The organism is Corynebacterium sp. HMSC062E11, assembly GCF_001811845.1.
Lineage (GTDB): Bacteria > Actinomycetota > Actinomycetes > Mycobacteriales > Mycobacteriaceae > Corynebacterium > Corynebacterium hesseae.
In genome coordinates this window covers 62,604-85,147 of record NZ_KV806831.1, presented here as the reverse complement: position 1 = coordinate 85,147, position 22,544 = coordinate 62,604, and the positions used below count along the sequence as shown (strand labels likewise).

At 61.0% G+C, this 22,544-nt stretch carries 25 protein-coding genes and 1 tRNA gene; 15 read left to right on the top strand and 11 right to left on the bottom strand.

Going from position 1 to position 22,544, the window contains the following annotated elements; all coding sequences use genetic code 11:
• Positions 1 to 331 precede the first annotated feature (331 nt).
• The gene (locus HMPREF2822_RS13365; protein WP_154761985.1) at positions 332 to 487 is read right to left on the bottom strand and encodes a hypothetical protein; all 156 of its coding nucleotides are present in this window, start codon (positions 485 to 487) and stop codon (positions 332 to 334) included.
• Positions 488 to 560: 73 nt separating this feature from the next.
• Here HMPREF2822_RS13365 and HMPREF2822_RS10380 point away from each other — a divergent pair.
• Positions 561 to 633: transfer RNA gene (locus HMPREF2822_RS10380), tRNA-Glu, on the top strand.
• A gap of 56 nt (positions 634 to 689) precedes the next feature.
• Here HMPREF2822_RS10380 and HMPREF2822_RS10375 read toward each other — a convergent pair.
• Together HMPREF2822_RS10375 and HMPREF2822_RS10370 are read right to left on the bottom strand one after the other, a co-directional pair.
• A complete protein-coding gene (locus HMPREF2822_RS10375; RefSeq protein WP_232755680.1) occupies positions 690 to 1,406 on the bottom strand; it encodes a hypothetical protein in 717 nt (238 codons plus the stop codon).
• 115 nt (positions 1,407 to 1,521) lie between these two features.
• The gene (locus tag HMPREF2822_RS10370; RefSeq protein WP_070524389.1) at positions 1,522 to 1,812 is read right to left on the bottom strand and encodes a hypothetical protein; all 291 of its coding nucleotides are present in this window, start codon (positions 1,810 to 1,812) and stop codon (positions 1,522 to 1,524) included.
• A gap of 220 nt (positions 1,813 to 2,032) precedes the next feature.
• On the opposite strand from HMPREF2822_RS10370, the gene HMPREF2822_RS10365 reads away from it, so the two are divergent.
• A complete protein-coding gene (locus HMPREF2822_RS10365) occupies positions 2,033 to 2,779 on the top strand; it encodes a S1 family peptidase (protein ID WP_232755678.1) in 747 nt (248 codons plus the stop codon).
• A 76-nt stretch (positions 2,780 to 2,855) separates the two neighbouring features.
• Here HMPREF2822_RS10365 and HMPREF2822_RS10360 read toward each other — a convergent pair whose 3' ends face one another.
• On the bottom strand, positions 2,856 to 3,569 hold the full coding sequence (locus HMPREF2822_RS10360) for an IclR family transcriptional regulator (RefSeq protein ID WP_070524385.1): 714 nt from the start codon (positions 3,567 to 3,569) through the stop codon (positions 2,856 to 2,858).
• Between the two features lie 48 nt (positions 3,570 to 3,617).
• Between HMPREF2822_RS10360 and leuC the strand changes: the two genes are divergently transcribed.
• The 3 genes from leuC to HMPREF2822_RS10345 all read left to right on the top strand — a co-directional run bounded on the left by leuC (position 3,618) and on the right by HMPREF2822_RS10345 (position 6,675).
• Complete coding sequence (gene leuC / locus HMPREF2822_RS10355; protein WP_070524383.1) at positions 3,618 to 5,060, top strand: 3-isopropylmalate dehydratase large subunit; 1,443 nt, start codon at positions 3,618 to 3,620, stop codon at positions 5,058 to 5,060.
• A 16-nt stretch (positions 5,061 to 5,076) separates the two neighbouring features.
• Positions 5,077 to 5,667: a 3-isopropylmalate dehydratase small subunit gene (gene leuD, locus HMPREF2822_RS10350; RefSeq protein WP_070524381.1), complete on the top strand. Its 591-nt coding sequence runs from the start codon at positions 5,077 to 5,079 to the stop codon at positions 5,665 to 5,667.
• Between the two features lie 75 nt (positions 5,668 to 5,742).
• Entirely contained in the window at positions 5,743 to 6,675 is a 933-nt protein-coding gene (locus tag HMPREF2822_RS10345) for an EI24 domain-containing protein (RefSeq protein WP_070524379.1), read from the top strand.
• A gap of 46 nt (positions 6,676 to 6,721) precedes the next feature.
• On the opposite strand, the gene HMPREF2822_RS10340 is transcribed toward HMPREF2822_RS10345, so the two are convergent.
• Positions 6,722 to 7,720: an NUDIX hydrolase gene (locus tag HMPREF2822_RS10340; protein WP_070524377.1), complete on the bottom strand. Its 999-nt coding sequence runs from the start codon at positions 7,718 to 7,720 to the stop codon at positions 6,722 to 6,724.
• A gap of 147 nt (positions 7,721 to 7,867) precedes the next feature.
• Here HMPREF2822_RS10340 and HMPREF2822_RS10335 point away from each other — a divergent pair, with 147 nt between their 5' ends.
• Together HMPREF2822_RS10335 and HMPREF2822_RS10330 are read left to right on the top strand one after the other, a co-directional pair.
• The gene (locus HMPREF2822_RS10335; protein ID WP_070524374.1) at positions 7,868 to 8,866 is read left to right on the top strand and encodes an NAD(P)H-dependent glycerol-3-phosphate dehydrogenase; all 999 of its coding nucleotides are present in this window, start codon (positions 7,868 to 7,870) and stop codon (positions 8,864 to 8,866) included.
• A 21-nt stretch (positions 8,867 to 8,887) separates the two neighbouring features.
• Positions 8,888 to 9,958: a D-alanine--D-alanine ligase family protein gene (locus HMPREF2822_RS10330; protein ID WP_070524372.1), complete on the top strand. Its 1,071-nt coding sequence runs from the start codon at positions 8,888 to 8,890 to the stop codon at positions 9,956 to 9,958.
• Positions 9,959 to 10,008: 50 nt separating this feature from the next.
• Here HMPREF2822_RS10330 and HMPREF2822_RS10325 read toward each other — a convergent pair whose 3' ends face one another.
• Complete coding sequence (locus tag HMPREF2822_RS10325) at positions 10,009 to 10,923, bottom strand: DUF3515 domain-containing protein (RefSeq protein ID WP_070524370.1); 915 nt, start codon at positions 10,921 to 10,923, stop codon at positions 10,009 to 10,011.
• A gap of 57 nt (positions 10,924 to 10,980) precedes the next feature.
• Between HMPREF2822_RS10325 and HMPREF2822_RS10320 the strand changes: the two genes are divergently transcribed.
• From HMPREF2822_RS10320 to HMPREF2822_RS10285, 8 genes are read left to right on the top strand one after another with little or no spacing between them, the layout of a single operon-like run.
• Complete coding sequence (locus HMPREF2822_RS10320) at positions 10,981 to 11,979, top strand: thiamine-phosphate kinase (RefSeq protein WP_070524368.1); 999 nt, start codon at positions 10,981 to 10,983, stop codon at positions 11,977 to 11,979.
• A 35-nt stretch (positions 11,980 to 12,014) separates the two neighbouring features.
• A complete protein-coding gene (locus tag HMPREF2822_RS10315; protein WP_209167807.1) occupies positions 12,015 to 12,623 on the top strand; it encodes a uracil-DNA glycosylase in 609 nt (202 codons plus the stop codon).
• 10 nt (positions 12,624 to 12,633) lie between these two features.
• Positions 12,634 to 14,019, top strand: coding sequence for a DAK2 domain-containing protein (locus HMPREF2822_RS10310; RefSeq protein WP_070524363.1), 1,386 nt, complete (start codon positions 12,634 to 12,636; stop codon positions 14,017 to 14,019).
• Positions 14,020 to 14,022: 3 nt separating this feature from the next.
• Positions 14,023 to 16,119 (top strand): ATP-dependent DNA helicase RecG, encoded by a 2,097-nt coding sequence (locus tag HMPREF2822_RS10305; protein ID WP_070524361.1) that lies wholly within the window; start codon positions 14,023 to 14,025, stop codon positions 16,117 to 16,119.
• 42 nt (positions 16,120 to 16,161) lie between these two features.
• Positions 16,162 to 16,764: a 16S rRNA (guanine(966)-N(2))-methyltransferase RsmD gene (gene rsmD / locus HMPREF2822_RS10300; RefSeq protein ID WP_070524359.1), complete on the top strand. Its 603-nt coding sequence runs from the start codon at positions 16,162 to 16,164 to the stop codon at positions 16,762 to 16,764.
• 2 nt (positions 16,765 to 16,766) lie between these two features.
• Entirely contained in the window at positions 16,767 to 17,243 is a 477-nt protein-coding gene (coaD, locus tag HMPREF2822_RS10295) for a pantetheine-phosphate adenylyltransferase (protein ID WP_070524357.1), read from the top strand.
• Between the two features lie 6 nt (positions 17,244 to 17,249).
• Positions 17,250 to 18,005 carry a sulfite exporter TauE/SafE family protein gene (locus tag HMPREF2822_RS10290; RefSeq protein WP_070524354.1) on the top strand — a complete coding sequence of 252 codons (756 nt, stop codon included), beginning with the start codon at positions 17,250 to 17,252 and terminating at the stop codon, positions 18,003 to 18,005.
• A gap of 24 nt (positions 18,006 to 18,029) precedes the next feature.
• Positions 18,030 to 18,884 (top strand): PPK2 family polyphosphate kinase, encoded by an 855-nt coding sequence (locus HMPREF2822_RS10285; RefSeq protein WP_070524352.1) that lies wholly within the window; start codon positions 18,030 to 18,032, stop codon positions 18,882 to 18,884.
• 3 nt (positions 18,885 to 18,887) lie between these two features.
• Here the strand turns inward: HMPREF2822_RS10285 and HMPREF2822_RS10280 are convergent, their stop codons facing one another.
• Genes HMPREF2822_RS10280 through HMPREF2822_RS10260 form a run of 5 tightly spaced genes read right to left on the bottom strand, consistent with a single transcriptional unit; the run spans position 18,888 to position 22,392 of the window.
• Positions 18,888 to 19,418 carry a hypothetical protein gene (locus tag HMPREF2822_RS10280; protein ID WP_070524349.1) on the bottom strand — a complete coding sequence of 177 codons (531 nt, stop codon included), beginning with the start codon at positions 19,416 to 19,418 and terminating at the stop codon, positions 18,888 to 18,890.
• Positions 19,415 to 19,933: a hypothetical protein gene (locus HMPREF2822_RS10275; RefSeq protein ID WP_070524348.1), complete on the bottom strand. Its 519-nt coding sequence runs from the start codon at positions 19,931 to 19,933 to the stop codon at positions 19,415 to 19,417. The genes HMPREF2822_RS10280 and HMPREF2822_RS10275 overlap by 4 nt, the downstream gene beginning before the upstream one ends.
• Complete coding sequence (locus HMPREF2822_RS10270) at positions 19,930 to 20,451, bottom strand: YbjN domain-containing protein (RefSeq protein ID WP_070524347.1); 522 nt, start codon at positions 20,449 to 20,451, stop codon at positions 19,930 to 19,932. The genes HMPREF2822_RS10275 and HMPREF2822_RS10270 overlap by 4 nt, the downstream gene beginning before the upstream one ends.
• Complete coding sequence (locus HMPREF2822_RS10265; RefSeq protein WP_070524343.1) at positions 20,444 to 20,959, bottom strand: YbjN domain-containing protein; 516 nt, start codon at positions 20,957 to 20,959, stop codon at positions 20,444 to 20,446. Before HMPREF2822_RS10265 ends, HMPREF2822_RS10270 begins: the two co-directional genes overlap by 8 nt.
• 35 nt (positions 20,960 to 20,994) lie before the next feature.
• Complete coding sequence (locus tag HMPREF2822_RS10260; RefSeq protein ID WP_070524342.1) at positions 20,995 to 22,392, bottom strand: TIGR01777 family oxidoreductase; 1,398 nt, start codon at positions 22,390 to 22,392, stop codon at positions 20,995 to 20,997.
• Positions 22,393 to 22,544: the final 152 nt, after the last annotated feature.

Sequence of the window (22,544 nt, the reverse complement as noted above, 5' to 3'; positions counted from 1 at the left end):
GTAATCAAGGAGTGGTGTGGTTGTGCCCCTTACCGGAGGGTTAAAAGTCCAAGTGCAAGCGGACTTGAGAAAGTTACCAGGGGGTATACCAGTGGCCAATTGGTCTAATCCCTTCCGCTATGCCTTTGGCGGTCATACACTGCAGGTATAAGGCATTCCCGACAGAAAGGAGAGCGGATGGCGGAAGCTGATAATCATCACTATCGCCGACGCGACTCTAGCAGATAATACGAGGCGGCATCGCCATAATCCACAACTTCTTAAAGCCAACATTCGAGCGAAGTAGGAGCCTTGCACCACATGCTGTTAGCGCACGTGTTCTCCCGAACCTCTAGCGATGACTAACGAGTGCTCCGGCCCCAGCTGCCAACGGCACGCCAGCGGAATAACCACTGATTCGATCCGCGCCCGGGCCCTGAGAGTCAATGATTTCATCGCAGTCGAAAGCGGCAACGAGGTTCGGGATTTTCTTTGTGTAAAAAGCCATACTAGCTGCCGATTTGTGCATTCTTTCGCCGATCCTATAGTGTTTAGCAAGTCCGCAACGGACAGCTAAACGAGCCCCGTTCGTCTAGCGGCCTAGGACGCCGGCCTCTCACGCCGGTAACACGGGTTCAAATCCCGTACGGGGTACAAAAATAAAAGGTGGCGAGCATGATGCTCGCCACCTTTTCGCTTTGGGCTAAAGACTAGACGATGAGGACCTCGGCGTTATTGCCGCCGGTGCAGCGAATGACCTCGTGCTCATCGGTTTGGCATGTCAGTGAATAGTTCTGTTGGGTAATGGGGCTGTTGACGGTGACCTGTCCGGGGATGAAGGACCGGAGGTCGTCTTTAGAGCCTGGCGCCAAGGTCATCAAGCGGCCTGCTGTGGAACGGGCGAAATCGCAACTGGTGTTCGCACCGGCCATGACGAAAGCGATGTTATAGCCATCGCCCATCTGGCACACAGTGGCAGGCGTGCCGTAAACGTTGACTGACGCGCCGTTGGCGTCGCCCTCGGGGAGTTGTTCAGAAAGGCTGTTATACGTGGCTGTCTGTGCAGTCGGAGAAGTCTGGTGTTGGCCTGTGGCTGGTTGGGCAGCTTGGGCTCCTTGTATGTCCTGCGCTTGAGTATCCGGCTGTTGAGCCTGGTCCGCAGGCTGATCGCTAGCGTTGTCCGGCAAGGTTGGTTCAGGGCCGTCGGGGGCTGCCTCGTCGACAGTGTTCGGAACGTGAAGCTCAGCGTCATCGTTAAGCGGCTGAAATGCCGGGTAAGTGTTCTCAAACGTTGGCTCACCCGATGCCGCGTCCGTCCTCGACGGCGCTGCCATCTCGGATGACGTGGAACATCCGACTGTTAGAACACCGGCGGTGATTATGGCTGCTAAAGCTGCGATGGGACGGTGGGCGCGCGTGGAAGTCATAAAGCCCACCCTAACGAGATGTGTGGCGATGCGCTGGGGAAAACGGGGAAAGCTGCCCAATCACAGTGACGTGCACTCAGATTGGGCAGCTCAATAAACAGAATCGGGGTAGCTCTTAGTGGCAATCCCAGTGGCCGTCATGTGCCGCGTGGCGGTGACCATCATGCAGGTAGTCCACGTGGTCGCCATGGGGAATAGCGACGTGCCCGCAGCCCTCGCCGTGCTCGTGTTCGTGGGCCTCGTGAACGGTGTGCTCGGATGCTTCGCACTCGTCCCAGTGGCCTTCATGCTCGCGATGAATGTGGCCGTCGTGTACGTAGTCGGTGTGATCGCCGTGCGGGAAGGCGACGTGGCCGCAGCCTTCGCCGTGGACGTGGGTGTGCTCGTCGTGGATGGTGTGGGTCATGGCTCCTCCTGGAGGTCGGGGATTTTCACTACATTTTCAGTAGCTGTCAATGTTAGTAAAGCGCGTTTCCAATACACTTTCAATAGCGGGGGGTGGGGGTATCGCCGGAGCTGAACGCGGGGCGTGAAGGGAGAATTGGCCAAGCCCAGGCTAGAGTGGGGTGATGATGAAAAGGTCTCCGCAACTTCGCTTTTCCCGTGTCTTACCAGGCTTTGTATTCATGGCTGGCGCATGCTCGCTGGCCTTTGCTCTCGCCGCCCCCGCGACCGCTGCTGAGGGGGTGCCGGTTCGGCAAGGACAAAAGATCGCGGCTTCTGATGGCGCGTTGTGCACTGTTGGTTACGTCGAGGCTAATCGGGCGTGGACCTCGGCGCACTGTGGCTTAAATGGCGAACAAGTGTATAACGAAGCAGGCCAGCACCTAGGAACGTTGCGTTGGTTCACGCCCTCGGGGGCAGCGGGGCATGACTTGGCCTATATTCAATTCGCCGGCGGAACCTATTCGGCAGGCAACCCGCTCACCGGGGATGGCATGGCACCGGTGCCTGGTGAAGGCTCAACGGTGTGCTTCGACGGACAGGCCGCGTCGCGTCAGTGTGGCACCGCGGTGAAGGGGCCGGGTGTCTTTCCGGGCATGAACTATGCGGCCGATGTGTCGCTGGCGCCTGGGGATAGCGGTGGAGCAGTGTCCGTCCCAGGGCAGCCGGGCGTTGTGGGCATTTACCAGGGGATCACCCAGGCTAATCGGGGTGGCCGGACAGTTACTTTCTCAAATTATGCGCGCATGCCACATGCGGATGAGCTAGCGCGCCTGCCACACCAGGGTTGGGTGCCGCGCCGCCCCAACCGGGAGCCAGGAAATCCAGTCCGGGTGGCCCAAGAAACAGGTGAGGCATTGTCCTCGACGAGTAGCGCGGGACCGGAAGGGCTGCGCGGCCTTGCGATGTATTTCGGTCTCGGTATTTAGGAACGCAGCCTCGAGGCTTTAGACTCCTCTGCGCTGCATTGCGCTGCGCTAAGTGGCCAGTTCTTAGCGGGTTGTCTTAGCGGTGGCCGTCGCGTGGCGTGCCATTGGAGAGTGCGGCACTTAAGCGGTTGGATGCGCTAACCAGGACATCTGCGAACTTTTCTGCCGGGGAAGGGCGGAAGCGTTCGGCGGAACCGGAGACGGAAAGGACGGCGATGAAGTTTCCTGCGCCGTCGAAGACGGGGGCGGAAACGGAAGCGAGGTCTGACTCGCGCTCTTCGATGGATTCGGAGTAGCCGTTGGTGCGCGCGAGCTCGACATCGTGCTCACTAAAGATGGCATCGGGAACATGGACATCAGCAAAGGCGGCGAAGACGCGGGCGGCGGAACCGGAGGTGAGTGGAAGCTGGCGGCCTACGGGCACCACGTTGTGGAGTCCGATCTCCGGCTCACGCGTGGCGATGCACGTGCGCGTGGTGCCGGAGAGTTCGTAAAGCTGGACGGACTCACCGGTGGCGTCGAGAAGCTCCTCCATAATGGGGCCTGCGGTTTCGATTATGCGATCACGGTTGCCGGGTAGGGCTGGCCCAGCGCCCCACTTTCCATCGGGGGTGCGGGTGAGGATTCGGTGCGCCTCGAGCGCTGTGGCGAGACGGTGTGCCGTTGCCCGAGGCAGTCCGGTGGTCTCGCAAAGCTCGTTGAGCGTAGAAGGTTGATTGGTCGCGGCCATCATGATGGCTACTGCGCGATCCAATACCTTAATTCCTGATACTGCGCTATACTCTCCCATATAATGAAATCTACGTCCCATTAATTGAGATTTCAAGTGGAGAGGCACATGACTGAGAAACTGACACTCGCAGAGAAGGTATGGCGCGACCATGTCGTGCGTAAAGGTGAGAACGGTGAGCCCGATCTCCTTTATATTGACTTCCAGCTCTTGCATGAAGTTACCAGCCCGCAGGCTTTCGATGGTCTTCGCCTGGCCGGTCGTAGGATGCGCCACCCAGAGCTGCACCTGGCCACTGAGGACCATAACGTTCCGACCGTGGGTATTAAGTCCGGCAACCTTTTAGAAATCAAGGATGAGGTCTCCCGCACGCAGGTGTCCACGCTGCGCAAGAACTGTGAAGAGTTCGGCGTGCGCCTGCATTCGATGGGTGATGCGCAACAGGGCATCGTTCACACAGTGGGTCCTCAGCTGGGCATTACCCAGCCCGGCATGACCATCGTGTGCGGTGACTCGCACACGTCGACGCACGGCGCCTTCGGTTCTATTGCCATGGGCATCGGTACCTCTGAGGTGGAGCACGTCATGGCCACCCAGACACTTTCACTTAAGCCCTTTAAAACAATGGCCATCGAGGTCAGCGGTGAGCTGGCGGAGGACGTTTCCGCCAAGGATTTGATTTTGGCGATCATTGCCAAGATTGGCACCGGCGGCGGCCAAGGCCACATCATCGAGTACCGCGGTGAGGCCATTCGCAAGATGTCGATGGAAGCCCGCATGACCATCTGCAATATGTCCATCGAGGCCGGTGCCCGCGCCGGCATGGTGGCTCCGGATGAGACCACTTTTGAGTACGTCAAGGGCCGTGAGTTCGCACCCCAAGGAGAAGATTGGGACGCGGCCGTCGAGTACTGGAAGACGCTGCCGACTGACGACGGCGCCGAATTCGACACCGTCGTGGAGATCGACGGCTCCGCGCTGACGCCTTTCGTGACTTGGGGTACTAACCCGGGACAGGGCTTGCCATTGAGCGCTGCGGTGCCCGACCCAGAGGAGTGCGGCGACGACGGCGAAAAAGCCGCCGTCGAGAAGGCCTTGGCCTACATGGACCTGAAACCCGGCACGCCGCTGCGCGATATCCAGATCGACACGGTCTTCCTTGGATCGTGCACGAACGCGCGCATCGAGGATCTGCGCGCGGCCGCCGAAGTGGTCAAGGGGCGCAGCATCGCGGCTGATACCCGCATGATGGTGGTTCCGTCTTCGGCCGTGGTCAAGGCCCAGGCTGAGGAGGAAGGGCTGGACAAGATCTTCACCGACTTCGGCGCCGAGTGGCGCACCGCTGGCTGCTCGATGTGCTTGGGCATGAACCCGGACCAGCTGAAGCCGGGGGAGAGGTCGGCGTCGACAAGCAACCGCAACTTTGAGGGCCGTCAGGGCCCTGGTGGCCGCACCCACCTGGTGTCCCCGGCCGTCGCTGCGGCAACTGCCGTTCTGGGCCACCTGGCCGCACCAGCAGACATCGACGATTCCGCTTTCGCCGGCGCTTAAGGAAAGGAAAAAGACAATGGAGAAGTTTATTACTCACACGGGCGTCGGCGTTCCGCTGCGTGTCTCCAATGTGGACACCGACCAGATTATTCCCGCGCGTTACCTGAAATCCGTGAAGCGCACCGGCTTTGCCGACGGCCTGTTCTCCAATTGGCGCAGCGATAAGAACTTCGTGCTCAACCAAGAACCGTTTAAAGAGGGCTCCGTGCTCTTCGCAGGCCCGGACTTTGGTACCGGTTCTTCCCGTGAGCATGCGGTGTGGGCGCTTGCGGAATTCGGCTTCAAGGCGGTGTTCTCCTCGCGCTTCGCAGATATCTTCCGCGGCAACTCCGGTAAAGCGGGCTTGCTGACGGGACTCATGGAACAAGAAGACATTGAGCTTATCTGGAAGCAGCTAGAGGCCGGGGAGACCGAAACCACCGTCGACTTGGAGGCGCGCACGGTTACCGTGGGCGGCAATAGCTATACCTTCGATATCGATGACTACACCCGTTGGCGCCTTATGGAGGGGCTCGACGACATCGGCCTGACCTTGCGTAACGAGGACGATATCGATGCCTTTGAATCCAATCGCCCGGGATTCAAACCGCGCGTCCTTGCGTCTTAGCGGAGGCGGCACCGGTGGGGTAGTATTCCCCGCCTCCTGTGGCGCAGTGCACATAGCGTCGTTAACATCCTCAGCATGACTAATCCTTTTGACGGCTTTAGCGGAGAGAACGGCAATCAATTCGGCGGCACCACCGGGTACGGTGGCTACGACTATCACCAGCCCGGTGGCTACGACTATCAACAATCCGGGAGTTACGGCTACCAGCAACCCAACGGCTACGGCTACCAGCAGACGGGAAGCTACGGGTACCAGCAGACGGGAAGCTACGGGTACCACCAGCCCGGCGCCGCGCCTGGCAACCCACCCGGCGGGGCAGGAGCGCCGCCCATTGACGCCATGGATATTCTGGGCCAGTCATTCAAGGGTTACTTAAAGCAACCGGTGCCAGGGATGCTAGCCATGCTGGTGCATCTCATTATCACGTTTGCTCTTCTTCTTGTGCCGGGAACCGTTGTAGGCGGTGTATTCGCAGTAATGGAAGGAAATGGCACGGACATCGAGCCTTTAGCGACTACCGTGGGGATCCCTCTCATGGTTGTCATGGGGCTAGCCGCCTTCGCTTATCTTTTCTGGCTGATGGCGAACCTCTTTAATGGCTCCCGGAAGATCGCTGATGGGGAGAAGGTCACCTTCCGTGACTACTTTAGGTTTGCCCAGCTGAATGGTTGCGCCGGCGTCTATGCTTGCTTCTTTATTTTGGCAATGCTCGGAACAATTGCGGGCGGCTTCCCCGGACTGATTCTCTTTGCGCTTCTGTGGCCAGCGCCTGTAATCAAGGCTGATGCCCCGGATAAGCCTCTCATGGAGTGCTTCCGGGAGGCTTTGAACTTGGTCATTGAGAACCTGGGTCAATCCCTGCTCTTTATTCTGGTCTGTTCCCTCATCACGAGCTTTGTCATATTTATCCCCATTGTCGGCTTCCTTGCCGCCTACCCGATCTGGGCTTTGGGGATGGTCCTGTTTACCCGCGCTATGCAGCGCCGCCCTGCTGTGCGGTGGGAATAGAGCAGCAGGGCGGCGAAAGGTACCTAGTGAAGTGGCGATGTAGTGCTTATCGCACGGGCAGCGGGCTAGCGAGGTAGTCTGCGCCGGTAAGTTCACCGTCGTTGAAGGAGAGCACCCACACCGAAGCCTTCTTGAACTTGAGCTCGTCGATGGGAGTCGTGATGAACTTCGGCGCGAAGGATTCGATAATCCCCGGAATGGTTAGTCCCTGGCTCACGATGACGGGGACACCGCCGCCGTCAACAACGCGCTGGAAGGCCGCGCGGGCGTCTTCAGGGGATTCAGCAAACACATCGTCACCGAATGCTTTGTTCACAGCGATGTCCATGCCGAGCTCATCCGCCAACGGTGCGGCGGTGTGCTGGCAGCGCTGCGGCGGGGCGCTGTAAATCGCGGTCGGGTGAAAAGGCGTGAGCATCGGCACGAGCATCTCTGCTTGGCGGCGGCCTTTCTTATCCAGCGGGCGCAGGTCATCATCGCCCTCCCAGGAGCGGCGCTGGTGAGCACGTGCATGGCGTACATACAGCACACGCGTCGTCGGAGCCAGGCGGAGGCGCTTCTTGGCCTTCGCCAGCACCTGCGTATCAACGTCATAGGAGAGCAGCGTGCAGGCCTCGTCGATTGTCATCCAACGCAGCTCATCGGTCTCCGAATTCGTGGTGTATTCGCCGTCGAGTACACGTGCCAGCCAGTAGTAGACAACCTTCGTGCGTCCTTGAACGGGATAAGCCACCTTGCCAATGAGCTTGCCCAGGCGCACGGTGTAGCCGGTTTCCTCGAAGATCTCGCGCGCGGCGGTGACGGGAAGGGATTCGCCCGGATCGACCTTGCCCTTAGGCAGCGACCAATCGTCGTAGTGCGGGCGGTGGATGATAGCAACCTCCGGATCGTGCGGATCCCCACGCCAGAGAACCGCACCAGCGGCAAGCGTCGTCCGCTTGAACTCATCCGCCGGATCGACAGGGATCTCCTGGTGGCGACCAGAGATGAAGACCTCCGATCGGATATCTTTATCCGTCTCATGCATGTTCTTTGCCTTGGGCATGCTGCTCCTTTGTGCCTGTAGCTTGTGACCTTCTCCATCTTCCTCCACTCTCCGCCACGATGCAGCTTTACGCGCCGAACGTATTTCAATGCCGGGCGTGCTTTAATGGGAAAAGTCGATGCAGTGGAATTGATTGTGAGGTGGCACATGGCAAACGTGGCAGTAATGGGCGCGGGTTCGTGGGGAACCACGCTGGCGAAAGTCTTTGCTGACGCCGGCAATGACGTCCGCTTGTGGGCGCGCCGCGAGGAACTGGCAAACACCATCAACACGCGCCACGAAAACCCGGACTATCTCCCGGAGCTCTCACTGCCTGAGTCGATCCGGGCAACCACCGAACCCGCCGCTGCTTTGGAAGCCGCAGACATCGTCATCTTCGGCGTTCCTTCTCAGACCCTTCGCGGAAACCTGGAGAAATGGGCGCCGCTCTTGCCGGAGGACGCTACATTGGTCTCAATCTCGAAGGGCGTGGAGAAAGCTACGCTTAACTTGATGAGCGAGGTCATCGCGGATGCCGCCGGCGTATCCACTGACCGCATTGCCGTGCTCTCCGGGCCCAACTTGGCCAAGGAGGTGGCCCAGGAACAGCCGGCCGCTACGGTTATTGCCTGCAGCGATGCTGCCCGCGCGGAGGCCGTCCAGCATGCAGCTGCCGCTCCATATTTCCGCCCCTATACCAACACCGATGTTATCGGCGCAGAAATTGGTGGCGCCTGCAAGAACGTTATTGCTCTTGCGTGTGGTATGGCCGCTGGCAAGGGGTTGGGCAATAACACGATGGCGACCATTATCACGCGCGGGCTTGCTGAGATTACCCGCCTTGGTGTGAAACTGGGCGCGGATCCATTTACCTTCTCTGGTCTAGCTGGAATGGGTGACCTTGTGGCGACGTGCAGCTCGACGCTCTCGCGCAACCGTACCTTTGGCTACCGCCTTGGCCAGGGCGGGACTCTGGAGGAAGCTACCGCGGCTACCAACGGGCAGGTCGCGGAAGGCGTTATCTCTTCCGATTCCATTTTTAGGTTGGCGCAGCGCGCGGGCGTGGAGATGCCCATTACCCAGGCGGTCTATGGAGTGTGTCACCGTGGCGTGACTGTCGACGACATGATCGTCGCTCTGATGGGTCGTACCAAGAAAGCTGAGTAAAGCCGAGTAAAGTTGCTCGGTATGACTGAAGCGAAACCTGTGCGCGTAGCCGTTGTGTACGGCGGCCGCAGCTCCGAGCACTCGGTGTCATGCATTTCCGCCGGCGCGATCATGGAGCACCTAGATCCAGAAAAGTATGAGGTCGTGCCGATCGGTATCACGCGGGAAGGCACCTGGACCCAGGGCAACCGCGCGGGCCTTGCCATCGTCGATGGGCGCCTGCCTGAGGTGGAACTCCACGATGAGTTGGCGCTATCCCTCAACCCCGCAACACGCGGGCGCATCCACAATGTCACCCGCCACGAGCACTACACAGAGGTGGATGTCATCGTTCCAGTTCTCCATGGACCCTATGGGGAAGATGGCACGGTGCAGGGCCTTTTTGAGCTTTCCGGAATCCCCTACGTCGGCGCGGGCGTACTGGCCTCTGCGGTGGGTATGGACAAGGAGTTCACCAAGAAGCTCCTGGTGGCCGAAGGTCTTCCCGTCGCACCCCAAGAAGTGCTTAGCGGTGGAGATACGCTGAATGATGCTCAGAAAGAGCGCCTTGGTTTGCCTGTCTTCGTGAAGCCGGCGCGGGGCGGTTCCTCCATCGGTGTCTCCAAGGTTTCCGCGTGGGAAGATTTTGACGCGGCGCTGGCCCTGGCTTATGAGTCCGATGACAAGGTCCTAGTCGAGCCAGAGATCCGCGGAGACGAGGTTGAGGTGGGCGTCCTCGAGCACCCGGACGGAAGCCTGCAAGCCTCTGTTCCGGCCAAGCTTTTGGGGACCACCGAGTCGGAGGAAGGCTTTTATGACTTCGACGCCAAGTACATCGATGAGGGAGTGTCGGCGGCGATTCCTGCGCCGCTGAGCGCGGAGCTCATCGACGAGCTGCGTCAGCGCGCCATCGAGGCCTTCCGGGCGCTGGGCGCAACGGGGCTGTCGCGCGTGGATTTCTTCGTTAGCGAAGACTCTTATTGCATCAACGAGATCAATACCTTCCCTGGATTCACGCCGATTTCGATGTACCCGCAGGTCTTCGCCGCCGTGGGAGTGGGTTACGCCGAGCTGCTCGATACTCTCATCCAGACCGCTCTCGCGCGTTCCTAGTCCCTGAGCAGTGCGCGAAAGGAAGGTGGTGAAGAAAGAGGCCGCGACACCTACTGAGCGGGGGTGGCTTCAACGAGGGCGTCGCTAAGCCGCACCAGTGCCGAGTTCGCCGCTTCTTGCGGGGCAGACAGCGCGAGGTCCTCCGCGCGGCCGAGCGCGAACCACGTGCCGGCCGTGGTGCCTTCCGCCAGCGTGGTGTCCTCGAACCAAGGGACGTCGTTAACCTGCTGGAGCTGAACGCCCGCGCGGTAGTTCTCCGGAGCGGCGACACCGCAGCGCACGACTATTTCCTCATGGCCCGGCGCGCTGTAGACCCAGGTGTTCTTAGCGCCAGCATCCGTGCGGCGCGTATAGCCCTCCGCGAGTGAGTCTGGCAGAGCCTTGTCCAGCGCGGGGCACATGGAATCCGGACCTGCCTTGAGTTTGGATAGCGGTGCCGGATTGGGGTCTTGAGGCTTTTTATCTAGTTTGTTGAGGGCTTCTGTTAGCCCTTGCGGGGCGTCGGAATGTGCGTCGCCTGTAGACGTAGTCACGGCGACCGCAGGAGTGCGCTGGGTGCTGTACCACGTCGTGAGGTTCGAGCCGGGGGTGGCGTCAATGACCTGCAACCAGGATTCGCCGTCGGCCTCGATGGTCTGGGAATAATCCGTAAACTGCTGCGGCAGGTCAACGCCACAGCGCAGGGTTACTTTGTCCTCCGAGCTCTTCGTCCAGGCTGCGGCACCCGCCGGGGCTGGGTCGACGAGTTCGACCCGTGAGTATCCCATGAGCTTTTCCGGCAGAGAGTCGACGACAGCGGCGCATTCGGGGGAGTCCGCTGCTTCAGACGGAGTGGGAGGCAGCGCGACCGGCTGTTGCGCGGCGCTGGTGATGACGTACTTTGCCCCAAAAATCACCGCGAAGACCATCGCGATGGCAATCCCGAGTGAGATGTATATAGCGGTGCGGTTAAATTGGGTATCCATAGGGGCTTATCCTATCGCTGATAGCCCAAGAAGAACGAACGTTGAAGGCGTGCCAGAATGGTGCGCCATCTGCGCAAGGAAAAGGAGTCCGTGACGGTGGGTTTATCCCATACCCTCGACCAAGCCGGCGAACGGCACGTTATCCATGAAATCGTCACCGCAGCGCCGAGTGCACTCAACGGCGATGATGCCGCGGTGCTTTATCCGGCGGCGCCTAATTCGCGCACTGTGGCCTCGACGGACATGATGGTGGAGGGCCGGCATTTTCGGCGGGACTGGTCCACCGCCGCGGAAGTCGGTCACAAGGCCATCGTGCGCAACTTTGCCGATATTGAGGCAATGGGGGCTCGGCCCACTGCAGCGCTTCTGGCGATCGCCGCCCCGGGCGATACCCCGGTGGATTTCGTGCGTGGGATAGCGCAAGGCATTGCTGAGCGCTGCGCGGTGTACAACGCTGAGCTGGTCGGCGGTGATTTGACCCGCAGCGACAGCCTGGTCATCAACGTCACAGCGATGGGCTCTTTGGGCGGAAGCGGCGCACCGTTGACTCTGGATGGTGCGCGTGCGGGCCAGAAGCTAGTGGCGCACGGCAAGATTGGGTATTCCGGGGCGGGCTTGGCCCTCTTGCAACGTTATGGCCGCGCGCTGCCCCCGGAGCTGGACGAGCTCTGGCCGTTGATCGACGCCCACTGCGCGCCCACCCTCGCACCCGGGCGCGGCGTCATCGCTCGGGCAACCGGCTCGACCGCGATGACGGATAACTCGGATGGTCTCGTGCGCGATGTGGGGCACTTGGCTGAGCGCTCCGGGGTGCGCATCGATTTTGACCGCGGCGCCATTGCTCCCGATCCGCTTGTGGCCGCCGCCGGTGCGGTGCTCGGCATCGACCCTTGGGAGTGGGTCTTGGCGGGTGGGGAGGACCACACGCTGTTGGCTACGACGTTTAAGGCTGCCCCCTCCGGGTTCCGGGAAATTGGCCGAGTGATGCGCGGCACCGGCGTGACCATTGACGGAGAGGAACCTCGCTATAGCGAGGGCTGGGAGGGATTTGCGTGAGCCACATCGATACTTCTCACATCCACTATTCGTGGATGCCGCACATCAGGCAGGCCTTGGAGGACAACCTCCCACGCATCGAGCGTGAGATTGGGGCAGCGTTCTTGCCGCCGGCCGAGGACGTCTTTGCCGCCCTGTCGATGCCCCTCGAGGACGTGCGGGTGCTCATCGTGGGCCAGGATCCCTATCCCACACCGGGGCATGCCATGGGCTTGTCCTTTTCCACGCGGCCGGGTGTTCCGGCCCCGCGTTCGCTGAAGAATATCTACGCCGAGCTTGGCGCCGACCTCGGCATCCCCGGCCGCGCCGATGGTGACCTGCGGGCCTGGTTTGACCAGGGCGTGCTACTGCTCAACCGGGTACTCACCGTGGCCCCGGGCCAGGCGGGCTCGCACCGCCGGCTCGGGTGGGAGGCGATTACCGAGGCAGCCATTAGGGCGCTGGCAGGGCGCGATATCGTGGCCATCCTGTGGGGCCGCGACGCCCAGTCCTGCCAGGCCTTCCTACCGGGCACGGACTGCATTATTTCCCCGCATCCCTCGCCGCTGTCAGCGCGGCGTGGCTTCTTCGGCTCGCGCCCTTTCTCCCGCGCAAACGCGGCCTTAGAGGCCCGTGGCGTCCCCGCGGTGGACTGGCGCTTGTAAACTAGCCACCATGTCATATCCCGCCGAGTTGGATGCTCGTGGCTTGCACGAGTGGGCCGCACGAACCGTGGAGGAGCTGCAGCGCCGCCGCGCTGAAATCAATGCCCTCAACGTTTTCCCGGTGCCCGATTCGGACACGGGATCCAACATGGCGCACACCATGGAGTCCGCCTTGGCGGAGGCCGATAAGGGTGAGGCGGACGTCGCCGAAGCATTGGCCATCGGCTCGGTGCGCGGTGCCCGCGGCAACTCGGGGATGGTGCTCTCGCAGGTGCTGCGTGGCGTTGCCGATGCCACAACGGACTCGCGCGTGGATGGCGCGGTCCTCGCTGATGCTTTGACGCTGGCTGTCACGTTGGTCGATCGCGCGCTTGCCGCCCCAGTAGAAGGCACCATCATCACCGTTTTGCGCGCTGCAGCGGCCGCTGCCAGTGAGGCCGCCGGGCAGCCCGGTGCCCAGCTGCACGGCATCCTGGTTGCGGCGTTAGACGCCGCACGGCAGGCCTTGGCGCAGACTCCGTCGCAACTGCCCGCGCTGCGCGAGGCGGGTGTCGTGGATGCCGGCGGTACCGGCTTCGTGATTCTGCTGGAGTGCCTGCTTGCACAGGTCACCGGTGAAGAACCCGCCAACCAGCCGTTGAGCGTTTCGGCGCCAGAGAAACCTGAGGAGCTCGCAGAGATCGAAGCCGTCTTCTTCTTCGAGGGAAACCTCGCTGAGGTTGAACAAACCTTGGCCCCGCTGGGCAATAGCCTTGTCATCGCGCGGGCGACGGACACCTCTGCCAGCGTTCACATCCATAGTTCTGAGGCCGGCACGGTGATCGAAAAGGCTTACGGCCTGGGAAAGGTCAGCAACCTGCGGCTCGAAGCGCTGCCGCCCGCAGAGGCGGGGGCGTGCGCCACGAAGCACAGCGAGGGCGAGAGCCCGCAGCGGCGCATTTTTGCTGCGGTGCCCGAAGGTGCCGCACGGGAGCTATTTGAGAAGGCTGGGGCGCGAGCAATTGGGCCCGGCGAGGATCTAGAGAATGCTGCGGTAGGCGATCTTTTCCTGCCCAACGGGTGCGGTGGGGATCCAGGCAGGGCGACAGTCATACCAACTGGCTCCATCGTGGCCGGGCTCGCTGCGCTATCGGTGTATTCGCCCAACCCCTCTCGTTCGGCCGAAGTAGTGGCCGCTATGTCCGATGCCGCGCGTTCTATGCGGGTGGCTCATCCGGAAACAGAAAGCTTCGACGGCATCATCGCGGCATGCCGCACCCAGTTGGCCTATGGGGGCGAACAAATCACTGTGTTGTCCGGCTGTGACATCGATGCTGAAGAGTTGACGCAGATTCTTGGTGTCGACGTCGTTGTGCTTCGAGTTCCCGGATTGCGCACGGAGATCGGGGTGGAGTAGACCATGCTGGGATGGCAAGACGATCGGGCGCTGACGGAAGTACTGGCAAAGAAGGATGCCGCGGCGTTCAAGCGCGCCTTCGGCTACACCACGTGCGGGGAGCTGCTTAGCCATTATCCGCGTGACTATATCCGCCACAACAAGGACGTGGGCCTCGGCGGTGCCGAGGACGGAGATCACGTCACCATCACCGGCGTCATTGAGGAGGCCCGCGTCAAGCACACCTCTAAAGCCATGGTGTTTATCCTCTACATGGATAACGGAGTCCAAGCCTCCTTCTTTAACGCGCACTACGTCCAGCGCGTGCTGGGCCGAGGTATGCGCGTCATGCTCTCCGGCAAGCTGAAATACTTTCGCGGATATCCCAGCCTGCAGCACCCCGACTTTCTCATCCTTGATCCCGGCCGCTATCAGGAGTCCCTACTGGATAGCGCAACCGGGCAGGGGACAGGCTCACTCAAGAAGCTTTCTCAGTTCGGTTCACTAGACACCTTCTTGCAACGCGAATGGATCCCCGTCTACCCGGCCAGCGGGAAGGTGACGTCGTGGTACATCATGGGTGCCATCCACAAGGTGCTCGAACACACCCCGCCTATTCCGGAGCCGCTGGACTATCGGATGATGGTGACGCTCGATCAGGCAGTGCGCGAAATCCACGAACCGGGAGACAGCGGGCCGGAACGCGCCATCCAGCGTCTGAAATACAACGAGGCCTTGTCGATCGGATTGGTCATGGCCCTTCGTCAGCGCGACGTCAAGGCGCGCACGGCAACCCCAATGCCAGCCATTCTGGAGGGCTACCGCGATGAGCTGCTTTCTGAGCTGCCCTTTGCGCTAACCGACGGCCAACGCCGCGTCATCGCCGAAATCGATGCTGATCTCTGCGGCACCGCGCCCATGATGCGACTGCTGCAAGGCGAGGTGGGTTCGGGGAAAACGCTCGTTGCCACGTGCGCCATGCTGCAAGCGGTAGACGCCGGCAAGCAGGCCGCGCTCCTGGCGCCGACGGAGGTGCTGGCGGCGCAGCATGGGGCGTCGATAAGCGCCAGCGTTCCGGATGGTGTCACCGTTACGGTCTTGACAGGGTCGATGAAGACGGCGGAGAAGCGCAAGGCGCTGCTGGAGATTGTTTCTGGTGAGGCCGATATCGTCATCGGCACCCACGCCATCATCCAGGACAGCGTAGAGTTTTTCGATCTTGGCCTGGTCATCGTGGATGAGCAACACCGTTTCGGCGTGGAGCAGCGCGATAGTCTGCGCACCAAGACGCGTGAGGGCATCAGCCCGCACGTGCTGGTGATGACAGCAACCCCCATTCCGCGCACCATTGCCATGACCGTCTTCGGTGACCTGGCAGTCTCGACGCTCAAGGAGCTTCCCGGTGGGCGCAAACCCATCCTTTCCGCGGTGGTGCCTGAATGGAAACCGGAATGGGTGCGCCGCGCCATCGAGCGCATTCGCGAAGAGGTGAGCAAAGGCCACCAGGCCTATATCGTCTGCCCGCGAATTGAAGGCGAGGGCGGGGTGGAAACCATGTCTTTGCAATTGCGCAACCTACCTTTTCGCGGGCTTCGAGTGGAGATGCTCCACGGCAAGATGCCCGATAAGGATGAGGTGATGGAGCGATTCGCCCGCGGGGAGATTGACGTCCTCGTGGCCACCACGGTCATCGAGGTCGGCGTCGATGTGCCCAACGCCACCGTCATGCTCATCCGTGAATCGGAGAATTTTGGAGTTTCGCAGTTACATCAGCTGCGCGGGCGCGTGGGCCGCGGGGGAAACGAATCCGTGTGTTTGCTGCATACGCTGGCCGAGCCAGACAGCAAGTCCTTTCGGCGCATCAAAGCCATTGCGGATACGCCGTCCGGCTTTGACCTTGCCGAATTGGATCTCACGCAACGCCACGAAGGCGACATCTTAGGAACACTCCAATCCGGCACGAAGCGCACGCTCAAATTGCTCGACCTTGTTTATGACAGGGACATCATCGAGCGCACGCATGCCGATGCCGCCGCATTGGTTGAGCGCAATCCTGACCTGGCGGAGCAGTTGACGCACAATCTGAGCGCCGATGAGCAGGGATTTTTGGAGAAGAACTAGGGGAGTCTCCGCGGCTGGGACAGGGGAGATAGGGTAGAAGCCATGACCAGAATCATCGCCGGGGAGGCCCGCGGGCGCACCATCAAGGTGCCCGAAGCCGGGACGAGGCCCACGTCCGACCGTGCCCGTGAGGGCCTTTTCTCATCACTGAACGTGCGTTGGGGTTTCATTGATGCCCGCGTGCTGGATCTGTTTGCGGGTTCCGGTGCGCTGGGGCTGGAGGCGGCCAGCCGCGGTGCCGAAGAAGTCGTCCTCGTGGAGAACAACGCCGCGGCCGTAAAGGTCATCCGCCACAACATTGGGGTGGTCAAGCACCCGCGCGTCGAGGTACGAGAAATGAATGCCTCCTCCTACCTGGCCACCGCACCGCGCGGCTACTTCGACATGGTGCTCGCGGATCCGCCGTATAGCTTCGATGACGTCGACGGACTTCTCGCTGCGATCGAGCCGGTGCTGGATGATGCCGCGATAGTTGTCATCGAGCGCCATGTAGATTCGCCCCAGACACAATGGCCGGAAGGTTTCGAGCCCACCGGTCAGAAGCTCAAGAAGCGGACCTTCGGTATCGCGCGTTTTGATATGGCGATTTATCACCGCGACGCGGAGACCTCGGACACCAATCACACCGACAACCAGGAGGACTAGCCATGCCGACCCACGCCGTATGCCCCGGCTCTTTCGATCCCATCACGCTAGGGCACGTTGACGTGTTTAACCGTGCGAGCGAGCTCTTTGACAAGGTCACGGTGCTGGTGACGGGCAACCCAGACAAGCCTTCCGGGTTGTTCAGCGTGGAGGAGCGCGTGGATTTGATTCGCCGTACCGTCGCCCCGGAAATCGAGGTGGACTGGTGGGGCGGTCTGCTCGTGGACTACACCAGCGCGCATGGCATAGACACAATTGTGAAGGGCCTTCGCTCCTCCTTGGACTATGAATACGAGCTGCCCATGGCGCAGATGAACCGGCGCCTTTCCGGTATCGATACAGTCTTCTTGCTGACGGATGAGAAGTATGGCTACATTTCCTCCTCGCTATGCAAGCAGGTGGCACACTACGGAGGCGACGTCAAGGGTATGTTCCCGGAGCATGTGGCTGCTGCTGTCATGGAACGCTACCGAGGCTAAGGGGACATGTCTGTACTGGCAATACCGCTCGTTGTTCTCTTCACAGTTCTAGCTGGCTCCTGCCTGCAACGAGTGTCCGGCATGGGCCTTGGCCTCATTGGTGGACCAATCCTGACCCTCTTCCTCGGCCCGGTGGAAGGCATTATGGTCATCAATGTTTTGGCCTGCCTTAACGCTGTTCTCACGACCTATTCGATGCGTGAGAACGTGGATTGGGGAAAGTGGCTGCGCATCGGCCCCTTCATGATCCTCGGCTCAATCCCGGCAGCCCTGCTCATCGCGCGTATTGATACCGCAGCATTGTTGGTACTCGTTGGCGCGGCCTTGTTGATCGCGTTGGGTGTGGTGGTCTTCGGGCGAAAGTTCGTCCCGGAGATGCGCGGTACGGGCCCGGCCATTTCCGCGGGCATTTTGGGCGGGTTCACCAACACGCTCGCCGGCGTGGCCGGCCCTGTCATCACGGTGTATGCGCAGGCAGCACGGTGGCCGAAGGAAGTCCTCGCGCCAACCTTGCAGCCCTGTTTCTTTATCGGCGGATTGTCCTCGGTGCTAACGAAATCCTTCTTGGGTTCTGGAGGCTTCGAGGGACTGCACTGGCTGGTGTGGCCCTGTGGGGTAATTGGCATGTGCGTTGGCATCTTTTTAGGAAAGAAGATTGCCGGACGGGTCTCGCGCGATAAGGCGCACAAGCTCTCGCTTTCGCTCGCCGGCTTGGGTGCGTTGAGCGCACTACTGCGAGGCTTGTTCACTCTGGGTGCTTAGACAGCGCCTGGGTAGGGTGGGACCATGGCGAAATTCAAGATTGAGGACGCACTGTCCCTGCGCGCTGGCAAGAATTTTCAGATTGATTCGGTCGATGCTTCGGCAACGCCCGGTTTTGACGGCGATAAGGAGGAGCTCGCCGCTCGTTTCTCCAAGTACGATGATGAGCTGTATGAACTCCAAGAGCGGCTTTTTGCCAATGGCCGCAGCTATGGTGAGGACGCCCCGGCGGTACTCATTGTCTTGCAGGGCATGGATACCTCGGGCAAGGGCGGGGCTATCCGCCACGTGTTGAGCACCTTTGACCCTCAGGGAACCACGACCGTGAGCTTTGGCAAGCCCACCGAGGAGGAACTAGAACACGACTTCTTGTGGCGCATCCGTAAACACGACCCACAGCCGGGGCAAATCGTGGCCTTTGACCGCTCACACTACGAGGATGTCCTCATCCAACGCGTACACGAGTGGGTCGATGAAGAAGAAGTGGACCGACGCATCGAAGCCATCCGCGACTATGAGCTGGATCTGACGGCGAAGGGCGTCAAGGTCATCAAGGTCTTCTTGCACCTGTCCAAGGACGCGCAGAAGAAGAACCTACTGGAGCGCACGGAACGGGAGGACAAGTTCTGGAAATTTGACCCTTCCGATGTGGAAGAGCGGGCCTATTGGGATGACTACATGGCGGCCTATCAGGATGCCATTCGGCGCACAGATGAAAACTACGCACCCTGGTACGTCATCCCCACCGATAATAAAAAGTATGCCCGGATGGCGCTGAAGTTCCTCATCGTGGATCTCCTACGCCACCTGGACCTGGAATGGCCAGCGCCCGACTTTGATCCGGAAGTAGAGCGCCAGCGCATTAAGGACGCCGACTAAGAGCTAGTCGCTTTCTGCGTCATCGACGTCGCGGGCAAGTTCACGGGCCGCGGCGTTGAAGGTATCGAGAACAGAGAGCAGAGCTTCTTGGGCATTGATGACGCCCACGTTAAGCGCGTGGAAGAGCTGGTCTTCGTTCAGTCCGGCAGTGGTGACGAAGCAGGCGTCACCGCGCAGCTCCACCTCATCCTCGACCAGCCCGACGAGCGCGCGCCCATCGAATGCGCCTGCATTGAACTCATTGCACAGGACGTGGAAGATGGGGAGCATGTCGGCGTTGAGCTGCGTGGAGAGTACGCACTCGATGCGCACGAGGCCCTCTTCCACGGTGATGACCCAGTCCAGATCGTTGAGGCGGGCAACTGCGGCAGTCGCATCCTCCGGGTGCGCAGTGGCCGCCATGTCCAGTTCGGTGCTGTTCAGCGCGGTGAGCACGCGATCCCGGCTCACGGCGGGCAGTGGTGAGCCGGACATGATATCGAAGGGATCGGAACCTACGGATGCATTCTGGTTCGTTGTCGAGTTGTGGCTCATGCTTGCTCCTCCTTATCCCAGGTGACTGCCTGCGGGAAGCGCTGCGCCACGATATCGAAGATTTCCGCGAAGCTGGCGAGCGAGCTCAGCAGGAAGTGGCCCAGCTGGGCCAAGGAGAGGCCTTCGCCCACAGCCATCGCGCGGTTGGCGCCTAGGTGGATTTCCTCGTTTCCCTTTGCATCCTCTTCCATGAGGTAACTCAACGTCGGTGCAACGCTAGCCCAGTTCAGCTCCGCCACGGCGGCAGCCACGTCCTGCTCCAAGTGCGCGGGAAGCGTGCCTTCCCAGGAAGCGAAGGCGCTCAACACGTCGCCCTCGGCGTCGAGGTCACAGTGCACAGCGATATGGGGGACACCGGTCTGCAGCACGCGCCGCGCGGATGCGGTGTCGCCAGTGTCAGCGTCCTCGGTGGCTTCCGGTGCTGCCTCGACGAGGGCATAGTCGGCGTCGATAAGCTCGCACAACTGCGCCAACCGGTCGATGGTGACCGGCTCAACCACGTGGAGATCGGTCACTGCTGTTCACCCTGGGCGTCCTCGGATCCCTCGCCTGCCTGCGCGGCGGACTCGGACCCGAGCTTGGCCATTTCTTCGGCGGCGGCGACCATGGCGTTCTGGGCGTTGATGACGCCGTCCACGGAGGCGCGCAGTGCGGCTGCGAGTTGTTCGTCGGTCATCCCGGCCGCGCACGGAAGGTCGGCCTCAGTGCGAACGAGGAGCATGCCGTCGAAGTCCGCGATCACCGCGCGGGCACCCATGGCCACGGAGTTGATCTGGTTGGCCGCCAGGAAAAGGCCTGCATCAGCCTTGGCGTAGTTGACGTCCGTCGGCACATCACAGCGCACGATGGCAACGCTCTCCAACACGGCGAACATGCAGGGCAGACCGTTGAGGTTTGCAGTGGCGGCATCGTCGCGGCCGGTGACTGGCTCGAGTTCGATGTCGAAGGTCTTCATCGCCTCGATGATGCGGTCGAGGGTGACCTCCGGCAGTGCGTGCGGGTCTTCGGCGGCGGTGGTTGTCGGATTAGTCATGGTTGTGCTCCTTCCAGGTAACGAGCTGCGGGTACTGCTGTTCAATCCACTCGAAGGACTGCAACACGGCATCCAAGGTAGACATGACGAACGCGCCAAGCTGGTTGCGGGAGGCGCCATGTGTCACGTCGAGATCACGCGCACCAGACACCGCCAGGGCGTTGTCGGGCGCCTCGAAGAAGCGGAAAGTCGGGGTGAAATGGTCCTGGTTCCACGCGTTGATGTGCATGAGGAGCGCAGGTCCCTCAGAGGCGGGGACCGAGCCGCGCCACACGGAATCGACGATGAGTGAGGAGCCAACGAGCTGGAAGGCAATGGCGGCGTTGGAGAAACCGGTGCGCAGAAGGTTGACCGTCTGGCCGTCCTGGGTCTTTTGCTCTTCGATGCGGTACTCCAAGTTCTCTGACTCAAAGATCTCCGCGATGCGCTCGAGGGTGACCTCCTCGATGGGGGTGTCGGGCTGCAGCTGGCGCTGCTGCGTGTCGTCGTGATTAGTGGTGTCCGTCAATTCTTCTACTCACTTTGCTACTTGCTACATATTTCTTAATCTTTTCCGGCCCCGACACTACCGGAGCCGTCCTCCTCGGGTGCGCAGGTGGGGGCATCGACGAGCTGTTCGCCGCCGAGTTCGTGGGCAAGCGCTGGTTTTAGCTCTGGGTAGCGGAAGACGTGGCCCAGATTCTCCAGCCGGCTGGGCACCACCTTCTGGTTAGCCAGTGCGAGCTCGCGTGCGCCTTCCTTACCCAGCAGCAGGGCGGGCCCGACGCTGGGAATGGGGATGAAGGTGGGACGGTGGAGCAGGGCGCCGAGGGCGTCGACATAGTCTCGGTTGAGCACCGGCTGCGGGGAGACCCCGTTGATCGCGCCCTGCGACTCTGGGTCGAGTGCGGCGCGGACAAACATGTCTGAAAGATCGTCCTGTGCAACCCAGCTATTCCACATGGTGCCCTTGCCGAACGCGCCGCCGAGTCCAGTAGAAAACAATGCACGTAGCAGCGGGAGGATACCCGCGTTGGCTGATTGCACTATGCCGGTGCGCAGGTTCACCACGCGCTTTCCCGCCTCGCGCGCCGGCGCGCAGGCCTCCTCCCACGCCCCCACGACGTCGGCGAGGAAACCATCCCCACGCTCCGATTCTTCGGTGAGATCCTCGTCGCCCCGGTCCGGACCGTAGATGCCGATGGCGGAGGCGCAGACCATCGCTGACACGGACGGTGTCTGGGCTACAAGCTGGGCCAACAGGTGAGTGGGGCCCACGCGCGAATCCCGGATCGCCTCCTTGTGAGCGGTGTTAAAACGACCGAAGATTGGCTCCCCGGCTAGGTGGATGAGAACATCGATTCCCTCCAATAAATCCTTGGCGGGAATGTTTGGGCGCCACAAGCGTTCGCCGGCGCCCGGGGAGGAGCGCACTAGAGGCACGACGGTATGACCCAAGGTGCCGAGTTGCGAGGCTACAGCAGCGCCAACCGTCCCGTGTGTTCCCGTAATCGCTATAGTGCGGGGCTCGGCGTTGAGCTCACCGAGCCGTTGGGCAAAGCGAAAGTCTTCGATGAGCTGTTGCTGGCGGTAGGCAAAGACCGACTCCACCGCACCCGTGGGAATGCGTGTGTCCACCTTGTCGGTGATGAGCGTGCCTTCCGGGTGATCCTCAAAGAGGTGTTCATGGCGCCAGTTGGCCAGCGAACGGAAGGGGGCGTTGATGCACACATCCGCAAAGGAACGCCGCGGCTGGTACCTACTCAAATCATGCCGGGCAACCCATTTCAGGCCGCCAGGCAAGCTCAAGACCGATGTTCCGTCGGCCAGTGACTCTGCCTGCTGCAGGGGAGACATGAATCCAAATGGCGCGGTGAGGCGGGCGAGCGCCCCGGGGCGGGTGTGCCATTGCCATACCTCTTCGCGCGGGGCTGGAACAACGTGCTGGGTAGTAAAACTCACTGTCTATGGACCTGCCTCAGAAAATTCGGGGGTGCGAGGGCGTATACAGCACGGATGAAGAGTGCTATGGTTGGTGCTGGCTTTCAAGCATAGACAAGTCCTATTAACCATTGTCCGACATCCTTTAAAGACCGCACCGTGAGGCGGGGAAG

Bases quoted from the DNA above. Each gene is read 5' to 3' on its own strand.
- HMPREF2822_RS13365 (WP_154761985.1), bottom strand. From the start codon at position 487: ATGGCTTTTTACACAAAGAAAATCCCGAACCTCGTTGCCGCTTTCGAC.
- HMPREF2822_RS10375 (WP_232755680.1), bottom strand. From the start codon at position 1,406: ATGACTTCCACGCGCGCCCACCGTCCCATCGCAGCTTTAGCAGCCATA.
- HMPREF2822_RS10370 (WP_070524389.1), bottom strand. From the start codon at position 1,812: ATGACCCACACCATCCACGACGAGCACACCCACGTCCACGGCGAAGGC.
- HMPREF2822_RS10365 (WP_232755678.1), top strand. From the start codon at position 2,033: ATGGCTGGCGCATGCTCGCTGGCCTTTGCTCTCGCCGCCCCCGCGACC.
- HMPREF2822_RS10360 (WP_070524385.1), bottom strand. From the start codon at position 3,569: ATGGGAGAGTATAGCGCAGTATCAGGAATTAAGGTATTGGATCGCGCA.
- leuC (WP_070524383.1), top strand. From the start codon at position 3,618: ATGACTGAGAAACTGACACTCGCAGAGAAGGTATGGCGCGACCATGTC.
- leuD (WP_070524381.1), top strand. From the start codon at position 5,077: ATGGAGAAGTTTATTACTCACACGGGCGTCGGCGTTCCGCTGCGTGTC.
- HMPREF2822_RS10345 (WP_070524379.1), top strand. From the start codon at position 5,743: ATGACTAATCCTTTTGACGGCTTTAGCGGAGAGAACGGCAATCAATTC.
- HMPREF2822_RS10340 (WP_070524377.1), bottom strand. From the start codon at position 7,720: ATGCCCAAGGCAAAGAACATGCATGAGACGGATAAAGATATCCGATCG.
- HMPREF2822_RS10335 (WP_070524374.1), top strand. From the start codon at position 7,868: ATGGCAAACGTGGCAGTAATGGGCGCGGGTTCGTGGGGAACCACGCTG.
- HMPREF2822_RS10330 (WP_070524372.1), top strand. From the start codon at position 8,888: ATGACTGAAGCGAAACCTGTGCGCGTAGCCGTTGTGTACGGCGGCCGC.
- HMPREF2822_RS10325 (WP_070524370.1), bottom strand. From the start codon at position 10,923: ATGGATACCCAATTTAACCGCACCGCTATATACATCTCACTCGGGATT.
- HMPREF2822_RS10320 (WP_070524368.1), top strand. From the start codon at position 10,981: ATGGTGCGCCATCTGCGCAAGGAAAAGGAGTCCGTGACGGTGGGTTTA.
- HMPREF2822_RS10315 (WP_209167807.1), top strand. From the start codon at position 12,015: ATGCCGCACATCAGGCAGGCCTTGGAGGACAACCTCCCACGCATCGAG.
- HMPREF2822_RS10310 (WP_070524363.1), top strand. From the start codon at position 12,634: ATGTCATATCCCGCCGAGTTGGATGCTCGTGGCTTGCACGAGTGGGCC.
- HMPREF2822_RS10305 (WP_070524361.1), top strand. From the start codon at position 14,023: ATGCTGGGATGGCAAGACGATCGGGCGCTGACGGAAGTACTGGCAAAG.
- rsmD (WP_070524359.1), top strand. From the start codon at position 16,162: ATGACCAGAATCATCGCCGGGGAGGCCCGCGGGCGCACCATCAAGGTG.
- coaD (WP_070524357.1), top strand. From the start codon at position 16,767: ATGCCGACCCACGCCGTATGCCCCGGCTCTTTCGATCCCATCACGCTA.
- HMPREF2822_RS10290 (WP_070524354.1), top strand. From the start codon at position 17,250: ATGTCTGTACTGGCAATACCGCTCGTTGTTCTCTTCACAGTTCTAGCT.
- HMPREF2822_RS10285 (WP_070524352.1), top strand. From the start codon at position 18,030: ATGGCGAAATTCAAGATTGAGGACGCACTGTCCCTGCGCGCTGGCAAG.
- HMPREF2822_RS10280 (WP_070524349.1), bottom strand. From the start codon at position 19,418: ATGAGCCACAACTCGACAACGAACCAGAATGCATCCGTAGGTTCCGAT.
- HMPREF2822_RS10270 (WP_070524347.1), bottom strand. From the start codon at position 20,451: ATGACTAATCCGACAACCACCGCCGCCGAAGACCCGCACGCACTGCCG.